We start from the raw sequence: 4,250 nt of genomic DNA on the forward strand, positions 1-4,250 counted from the left end.
CATGATTAAAACTAGTGGAACTTACCCTGACACGGATTTCCACTGGTTTTTAGAATTTTTATCAGACTAACTTCCACTTGGATTAGCGGTGGAACTTAGTTTGGGAATTTACCCTAGATAAATAGCTATCAAACTTTGATTCTTCTGTCTTATCTTATCTCAAACCCATCTGAGACAATTTATTCTGATATTTATTTTGATCGACCAGCAAGCCCAAGCCTCCATAGACATCATAGGCATCTACCCAATCACCCAGTTCTGGAACTGTTAATCTCTCAATGCCGTTTTGTGCTCCATTTAGGAAGGATAAACCATTGGTCAATAAGAAACTATAAGGAACATTCGTTGAGGTCATTCCGAAGACCTTGCCAAGTGCCTCTGAGCCTGTAAAGAGCTTGGTTGGATCTTTGATTTGCTGAAGAACTGCTGTCAGTACTTGTTGCTGTCTTTTGGTACGGCCGTAATCCGCCTCATCATCATCACGGAAACGAGCATAATTGAGCAAGGTCGAGCCATTCATCTGCTGTTTTCCGACTTTGATGGTTTGGGTTGGAGACTCAGTCTCAGTAGCGTGTAAATCATCTCCGACTGTAGCTTCTGTTAGTGGACGCCCATTCAATGTTGAAAATTGAGCATCAATTGTCACCCCATCAGGGAAAAGTGTGTCAATCGCTGTAGCAAAGGCCTGAAAATCGACCAAGGCATAGTACTTAATGTCCAAATCAAAATTATCTTTCAAAACTTGACGAACCATTTCTGCCCCTTTTTGCCCCTCTTGTTCTCCCAACTCATAGGCTACGTTTAACTTGTTATCCGTTTGTTTTCTACCGTTAATGACTTGACTGTAACCGTCTATATAAACCAAATTGTCACGCATGAAGCTGACTAACTTAATTTTCTTATCCGAACCGCCAACATTTAATACCATAATAGAGTCCGTCCGCGTCTCAGCACTATTTTGACCGATTCGGCCATCTGTACCCATGATCAAAATATTAACTCCATCTCTTGTGTCTTGACCGTTAAAGACTTCTACTTGAGCTGCCCTGGCATTGGCAATTTTATCTGGATTAGCATTGGTATAACCTTTTAAGAACATAAAAATCATACCCAATGCTAGACAAGCTAAGATAGCCAGTAATCCTGCAAAAATGCGCCCCCAACGTAGCTTCCGCTTTTTAGTTTTTTTCTTTGGAAGAGAATTGATTTTCTGGTATCTCTCAGAACGACTACGACTATTGTAAGAAGGAATTGAAGTGTTAGCACTTGTCTTTCTATAATCCTCGGTCAATTCTTGACTTTCTGAGGGAGCGTCACTACTTGCCCTATTTAATTTGTCTTGCAAGTAAGCAAACTCTTTTTTTTCTCGCTCATTGAGGTAATGAATATTCTTAAAGAGATAGTCATAACGTAACTGCTCGTGGTGGCTTAAGGGATTTTCTTTACTCATCTTCTCTCCTTTCCATGGTCTGATATTGGATAAATAGGATAGGCACCCAGAACCTTATACTGGATTCCGATGGCTTCTAATTCTTTTTGGGCAAAGTGAACCAGGTCCTTATCAGCATAGTCCACATCGATAATGAAAAAGTATTCTCCCAGTGCTGTCTTGAGTGGCCGACTTTCAATTTTTGTCAGGTCAATTCCTCGCCAAGCAAAGGTCGACAGTGCCTTATAAAGTGCACCTGGAAGGTTGTCAGGTAAGGTCAAGGCCAAACTCATTTTTTCAGTTTGTGCTTGCAAAGGAATAGCTGTACCTTCAGCTCCCAGAACCCAGAAACGTGTGAAATTAGCTTCCATTTCCTGAATATCCTCAGCAATTAATTCTAAGCCATATTCTTCGGCAGAACTTCTAGGTGCAATGGCTGCATAAGGCTGGTCTGGATGTTCGGAAATAAAGCGGGCCGCATAGGCTGTACTAGCAGTCACCTCAATTTGAGCCTCTGGATACTGTTCATCGATAAATTTCTTTCCTTGAGCCAAGGCCTGTGGATGAGAAAAAATCTTTTCAATCTTAGTGTGACCCGGAACCACCATCAACTGCTGATGAATGGGCTGAACAATTTCTGCAACTGCTTGAATGCGAGCCTGATGAAAAAGGTAGTCCAAGGTTTCATGAACACTACCCTCAATAGAATTTTCAACTGGCACCACAGAATAGTCCACCAAGCCTTGCTCATAGGCCTTGATGACATCTGTAATATTGGCAAAGGCCTGCAATTCCTCATGAGGAAAAGCTGTCTGCACAACGTGGTGTGAAAATGATCCCTTGGGACCTAGATAAGCAATTTTCATCTCAGTTCCTCTATAATTTCCTCTGGGCTTAGCTTGGTCACATCCAAAACCCGACTAGACACTTCCTCATACCAAGCCTGTCTTTCTTGGAAAATAGCTGCTAATTCTTCCTTGCTATTATTTAGAAAAAGCGGACGCTGATTGTCCTTATCAGCTGCGATACGTTGGTAGAGGGTTTCAAAATCTGCTTTCAGGTAGATGTTATCTGTATTAGTCTTGAGTAAGTCACGATTTCGCTGAGAAATAACCACTCCCCCACCAGTTGACACAACTTGATCTCTTTGTAGTAAATCAGCCAGGACTTCAGACTCTATCTGACGAAAGGCTTCTTCTCCCTTTTCCGCGAAAAATTCCGCAATGGACACACCTAAGCGCTTCTCTATCAGAGCATCCATATCGAGATAATCTGGGTCCAAGCCTCTTGCAATAGTCGATTTGCCAGTCCCCATAAATCCGAGTAATACCTTAGCCATGAATCAAGCTCTCCAAATCATCAAAGAAGCTAGGATAGCTGGTATTGATGGCTTCTGCACGATTAAGCTCCACTTCTCCATCAGCAACCAAGAGGGCCGCGATAGCCGTCATCATGCCGATACGGTGATCACCAAATGTATTGACTCTAGCACCATGAAGGGCTGATTTCCCTTTGATAATCATTCCATCTACTGTAGGGGTGATATCTGCTCCCATGCTATTTAAAGCGTCTGCCACAACCTGAATGCGGTCTGTTTCTTTGACTTTAAGTTCCTCAGCATCCTTGATAACTGTTACACCATGTGCTTGGGTAGCCAGAAGAGCAATAATGGGCAATTCATCAATCAAGCGTGGAATCAAAGCGCCACCAATTTCTATTCCTTTCAAGTCAGAAGATTCAACAATCAAGGTAGCAGATTTAGCGACTGGGTCAATTTCAGTCATTTCCAATTTTCCACCCATGGCACGAATGACATCGATGATACCTGTACGCGTTTCGTTAATACCTACATTCTTAAGTACTACACGAGAATTCGGAACAATCAAACCTGCGACCAACCAAAAGGCTGCACTGGAAATATCTCCTGGAACAACCACCTTTTGTCCATTCAGTTTTTGTGGCCCTTGGACTGTGATTTTCTTACCGTCCACACTTAAATGACCACCAAATTGTTGCAACATATCTTCAGTATGATTACGGGTGCACTCTTTTTCGATAATAACAGACTCCCCCTGAGCCTGCAAGGCTGCAAACATCAAGGCTGACTTGACTTGGGCAGAAGCAATAGGCAACTCATAATGAATAGGTCTTAGGTTTTTCGTCCCTTTTAAGTGAAGGGGAGGCAGGTCTCGCTCAGTTTGCCCTGAAATGCTGACGCCCATTTTTTTCAGTGGAATAGTCACACGGTCCATAGGACGTTTGGAAAGACTATCATCTCCAAACATTTCTACTTCGAAGTCTGCGCCAGCAAGGACACCTGAAATCAGGCGAATCGAGGTTCCAGAATTTCCCATATCAAGGGCATTTTGCGGAGCTTTTAGGCCGTCCATGCCTACACCTTGAATAGTAATGACACCGTCTTTATCCTCAATCTCTACACCAAGATCACGAAAGACCTGCATGGTTGAAAGGACGTCCTCACCTAGCAGAATATCATAAACCTTAGTCTCACCCTCAGCCAAACTTCCAAAGATAATGGAACGGTGGCTGATAGACTTGTCACCTGGAACGCGGATACTGCCATGTAAGTGGCGAATGTTTGTTTTTAGTTTCATACTGGACCTCATACTTGCAATACTTTTACCTATTTTATCATAAAAAGCCAGAAATTCCTTAAAAATTTCTGACTTTATGATAGTTATTTTCTTATGGTAACTTCTCAAAGTAACTTCCACTCACCTGACCAAAGTGGAAATTAGTCTAAAACGGATTTTTATGGTGGAATTAAGTGTGAGACGTTTGAGTTAGAAATGAGGTCTAC

General features: G+C 42.3%; 4 protein-coding genes. All 4 read right to left on the reverse strand.

Translation table 11 applies throughout. From position 1 onward, the window contains the following. Positions 1-154 precede the first annotated feature (154 nt). From K4Z77_RS09600 to aroA, 4 genes are read right to left on the reverse strand one after another with little or no spacing between them, the layout of a single operon-like run. The gene (locus K4Z77_RS09600) at positions 155-1,450 is read right to left on the reverse strand and encodes an LCP family protein (protein WP_224219173.1); all 1,296 of its coding nucleotides are present in this window, start codon (positions 1,448-1,450) and stop codon (positions 155-157) included. After that, positions 1,447-2,295 carry a prephenate dehydratase gene (gene pheA, locus K4Z77_RS09605; RefSeq protein WP_224219174.1) on the reverse strand — a complete coding sequence of 283 codons (849 nt, stop codon included), beginning with the start codon at positions 2,293-2,295 and terminating at the stop codon, positions 1,447-1,449. The genes K4Z77_RS09600 and pheA overlap by 4 nt, the downstream gene beginning before the upstream one ends. Next, a complete protein-coding gene (locus tag K4Z77_RS09610) occupies positions 2,292-2,768 on the reverse strand; it encodes a shikimate kinase (protein WP_224219175.1) in 477 nt (158 codons plus the stop codon). The genes pheA and K4Z77_RS09610 overlap by 4 nt, the downstream gene beginning before the upstream one ends. Next, on the reverse strand, positions 2,761-4,044 hold the full coding sequence (gene aroA / locus K4Z77_RS09615; RefSeq protein ID WP_224219176.1) for a 3-phosphoshikimate 1-carboxyvinyltransferase: 1,284 nt from the start codon (positions 4,042-4,044) through the stop codon (positions 2,761-2,763). Before aroA ends, K4Z77_RS09610 begins: the two co-directional genes overlap by 8 nt. Positions 4,045-4,250 lie beyond the last annotated feature (206 nt).

The organism is Streptococcus mitis subsp. hohhotensis (genome assembly GCF_020089495.2).
Lineage (GTDB): Bacteria > Bacillota > Bacilli > Lactobacillales > Streptococcaceae > Streptococcus > Streptococcus hohhotensis.

What these genes read in the sequence shown, in the direction of transcription:
- K4Z77_RS09600 (WP_224219173.1), bottom strand. Translation starts at nt 1,450, where the DNA reads ATGAGTAAAGAAAATCCCTTAAGCCACCACGAGCAGTTACGTTATGAC.
- K4Z77_RS09610 (WP_224219175.1), bottom strand. Translation starts at nt 2,768, where the DNA reads ATGGCTAAGGTATTACTCGGATTTATGGGGACTGGCAAATCGACTATT.
- aroA (WP_224219176.1), bottom strand. Translation starts at nt 4,044, where the DNA reads ATGAAACTAAAAACAAACATTCGCCACTTACATGGCAGTATCCGCGTT.
- pheA (WP_224219174.1), bottom strand. Translation starts at nt 2,295, where the DNA reads ATGAAAATTGCTTATCTAGGTCCCAAGGGATCATTTTCACACCACGTT.